The sequence below is a fragment of the Vibrio sp. V08_P9A1T1 genome (assembly GCF_963874405.1).
Classification (GTDB): domain Bacteria; phylum Pseudomonadota; class Gammaproteobacteria; order Enterobacterales; family Vibrionaceae; genus Vibrio; species Vibrio anguillarum.
The window spans coordinates 1-4,278 of sequence record NZ_CAWNIB010000152.1; the positions used below are offsets into that span (position 1 = coordinate 1).

The following is a 4,278-nucleotide window of genomic DNA, read 5'->3' on the forward strand; positions in this document are numbered from 1 at the left end:
CAATACGTTTGGAATTACGCTCAACTTGTTAAATATCTCTCGGCTTTGTAATAAGTTTCCTTTTACCATTTCTAATTTGCTTAAGCTGGCAAATTTAGATTCAAGAAGATCATTGAGATCTTCACGCTGGAAATAGAAATTAAATTTTGTTAGTAAAGTACGAGCTTTCTCTTCGGCTGATTCATCAACAAACACCAAAAAGCTCTCTTTTTGCCTCGATAGCGTTGCTGGTACTTGGTATTGAGACAGCATTACAATAACTTTATTGGCAATATCGGCAGACTCAAAGCTAGCAATTTGTGTAGAACCTTGTTCGCCACAGCCAAATAAAAAAAGCAACAACAAGACATACAGCTTATTCATTACTGAGCCTTCGTCACTTCGTTGATCGCGTTCGCTGATTTTGAAGCGATTTTAGTCACCGTTTCTTGGAACATTGTATAGTGAAAAACCGACTGCTGTAGTGATAGCGTATCTTGAACGGTTAGCGCCTTGCCATTAGCATTCGCTTTATCAAGAGAATCTAAGATTTCTTGAAACCCTTTTCCTATATTATTGAACGTATCTTCCAAAACAGAAGGTTGTATCTGCTCTATATTTAAACCTGTCATAAACGACTCCCACAAAATAATACAATAATTTGAACTTGAAACTTGCTCTGCACACTGTGTTGTAGTGCTGTAATACTGAGTATCGTAACGAGGAACAACGTAGACATGCCAATGGATAAAACGGAATCATTCTGAAAAAAAGAGAATAAATATAATTATCCAGCCCATCCGCACGTTTTTTTCAAAAATGGCACTCTTTGCTCGGTACAGCTTGCGTATTGATTTGTGATAACCCAAAGGTAAAAACGAGATGCCATGCTTTCAATAAAAAGCTCCCATCAAACAGGGAGCTTTTGGCTGTTTTATCTATTTAATTAACTATTACAACTACCGATAAGTACCCAACCGGCATAAGGAGTAGTTGGCGTTTTATCACCATCAGTCCAACGTTCCGCTTCATACAAACTTCCTTCGTATGTAACTTGTTCGCCGGGTTGATACTGGCCTTGTACAAACGGCGCAATATCCGCACAGAGGCCATCATCACCGCCACCGCTACCATCACCCGTTACAATCAGTTGTGTCGCTTTGGTTGTAGAGATCTCACCGTCAGAAACGTCTAAACCAATGGTATACGTGATGTCGGATGCAGTGACTGGTGCTGTTACTTGAAGCGTATTGCTGCTCATATCACCAATGACGACGACATCAGCTGGCACTGTCCATTGGTAGCTTACCGTATCACCATCAGGGTCACTTGCGGTTGCAGTGATCGTAACGGACTCACCACTTTTCACTTCAAAAGAAGGAGCAAGTTGAATGACTGGCGGCTTATTGCCCGGAGGTGGTGTCACACCACCACTCCCCCCCGTAATGGAGCCGTCACACTCATGGCCAGATAAACAAACTGGGTTTTGTGCATAAGCATCCACCTTGCTTTGTAACCAACCGTTATCCGAACCATTGGAGCCGATAGAGACTACGGCCGTTGTCGAACCACCGCCCCAAAAAACCGCGAATACGTTATTCTTAGGTAAATCTTGTATCCCAGCGTTAGACCAATCATAGCCAGCATCTTTCTCCAGCAATTCGCCCACATTACTTGCGCCGTTATAGATGTTCGCACTCAGTGGCTTATCAAGTAAACCAGCACGAATCTTACTAATGTCAGAGCCAATTCGTGCGTCTCCCATAAAGTAAGAACCACCGGACGCTTCATGCTCTTCCATGATCATGCTGTTACTTTCATCAACGGTTGGCATGTGTCCACCGGGGATCTGCCAAATCATCGCTGGGGCATCAACACCGCCACTGATGGTTTTCACATAAGAGAGATAACGAGTCCAACTGGTGGCGTTATAAGCGTAGTTTGCAATCGCTTCTGACCCGAAACCATCACGCTCGTATTTATCAAACACAATATAATCTGGAACATAATTGCCCGAATACACTTGAAGAGAATTGACAAAATCAGCGACATCTTTACCCGTATTCTGAGAATTATCTTCAGTGCTGTGGATCCAGTTAGCACTGCCGACAGCCCATAAGTTAATCTGCCAACCAAAGCTTACATCCGGTGCCATCCCTTTCATGATGAAGTTCAAAGATGCAATGTACCCCGTCAATGTATTGTCAAATGTCGGTAACTCGGTGGGTAGCGTATAACCGTAAGTGTCTTTCATGTATTGAAGTGCATGCGCAAGCTGTTCATTAACTTTCACTGCACCCTGCTCATTCAACCGCTCAACGTGATCCGGGTTTTTCTGTAGCTCACCTAAGAAATCGGGGTTCAGCACAAAAGACATAGGCGAAGATCCGTCACCAGCAGCATATTCCTGAGCGGCGGTGGCTTGAGTCATAAATGTCGCATAGTGCTTATAAAGCGTATCGTTATCTTCCAAATCTCCAAACGATGCACCACCACTCGCATTGGCGGTGTATACCACCATGACAGGTAATACGTGTTTACCGGAAATTTGAGACGCCGTCTGCGCATTTTGATAGGTCCGGTGCAAAGGTAGCTCCGCTTTTTGCAAAATAACACCCGGATCACCTGAACCACTGAAGCCTGCATATTTGAAAATGGCATCAACACTGGTTGCGCCAATTGCGCTGGTTGCCTGTTCTCCGTCATTGGTAACCGTACCGTTAGCAACAAAATCCGGGAAACCTTTGACCGCTAAACTCATGCTTTCGCGAAATGGCAGAACCAGCGCAAACGGTGAAATACTTTCATCAATAGTCACCACACTATCCCCTTCATACGCATAACGGGTTTCATCGGTGGAAACAGGTTCGATTTGAATTAAGTAATCACCAGGCTTGATGCTCTCTGGCAAGATTTCATTATGGCTAGAAATTTCGTAACGGTAGCTTACAGAACCATCACGCGCCATCAAGCTGACCATTACGGGTAGCGCTTCACTAGGGAGACCAGTGATTTGCGCTTCAACTTGGCGAAAACCGTCGGTCGCAACTTGCGATACATCAACGTCAGGCGAAACGGGCATTAGGCTGTCTTTATTGACTGTCACACCCAAACTTGGCTGCAATTGATACACCGAATTATTCACAGTGACGGGAGCATAAGAGAGATCGTAGCTATCGCCATCCAACAACTTAGTGATATCAAATTGGCTACCAAAAGGTACAGTAACGCTACGCAAAACCTCTTCACTTCCCGCTTGGTGTATTGCAACATCTGTGGTTGGGTTTCCTGCGATACTGTCTAATGCAGGCAAGGTCAAATTTATACCCGCATAGTAAATGAATGCATTATATTGAAGTTGAGAACTTGCCGGGCTCTGTTCACTGTTTACTGTCACACTCATCACTGGTGACACTGCATTAGCAAGCCCAAACTCACTGCTAACATCCAATGTTGTCAACTGATATTCACCATCACTAAGATGATCTAAGGTAAACGTACTCCCCCATGGTACTGAAACCGTCTCGCTATAGCTTTGCCCTTCGACTTGAACAGAAGCACTGCTAAGGCTAGAGTGAGGCGACGTGGGAGCGACGATCTCTATTTTACCCTGCATCGCTGGGTCATTTTTCACAATCACTTTTTCTACATGGAGATCATTGGCATCAACCGAGTTGCCATCCGCAGCATCCACACCAAAAATAAGCTTAATGGAATTTCCAGATAAAACAGGTAACGACGTGCTGTCATGCTTAAAGATGAACGTGTTACCTTGCTGGCGACGAACTGAGAACCCAGTACTGCCCCAAACATTCTCAATGCTGATATTTTTATCCGCAACGAGCCAAATCTCAGCCCCATTGAAGTCCAGAGACTGGCCAGAAGTGTTCGTTAATAAAATTTCGCCTTGGGAATACCAAGTATCAACCGAACCCATCGAGATTGAACTACTCACGGATTCGCTTTTGACACTTGTCGAACGTTGCACTTCTGCGCTGACGGTGGGTACCGAAAGTAACGGTGGCGAAAGCAGTATTGCTGATATGAGCAAACTAATCGTTTTTTGTTTCATATGAATACTTAAAACTCCTTTAATAGTGTGTGTATTCCGCTTAAAAAATCACTGAGTGACAATTAAGTAACTTAGCGAACTCATCTTCACATCACTATTGAACAAAGTTGAATAATCATGAAACAAATACAAATCAGATAGTTAAACCAAAAAATGACTTGTAATACACCCATCGAACATAAGGTTACTCATCGCGTTGGTAAACTCGTTGGTGGCTAAAACCCTCT

Annotated in this window: 3 protein-coding genes; all 3 read right to left on the reverse strand. The window is 43.8% G+C overall.

The window, feature by feature from the left end:
- Positions 1 to 363: type III secretion protein (locus AACT21_RS07090; RefSeq protein ID WP_094164508.1), on the reverse strand; the 363-nt coding region annotated here is incomplete at its 3' end.
- On the reverse strand, positions 363 to 611 hold the full coding sequence (locus AACT21_RS07095; protein WP_017044439.1) for a hypothetical protein: 249 nt from the start codon (positions 609 to 611) through the stop codon (positions 363 to 365). The genes AACT21_RS07090 and AACT21_RS07095, both read right to left, overlap by 1 nt.
- 314 nt (positions 612 to 925) lie before the next feature.
- Positions 926 to 4,051, reverse strand: a complete 3,126-nt coding sequence (locus AACT21_RS07100) for a PKD domain-containing protein (protein ID WP_094164509.1) — start codon at positions 4,049 to 4,051, stop codon at positions 926 to 928.
- Between the last annotated feature and the right edge of the window lie 227 nt (positions 4,052 to 4,278).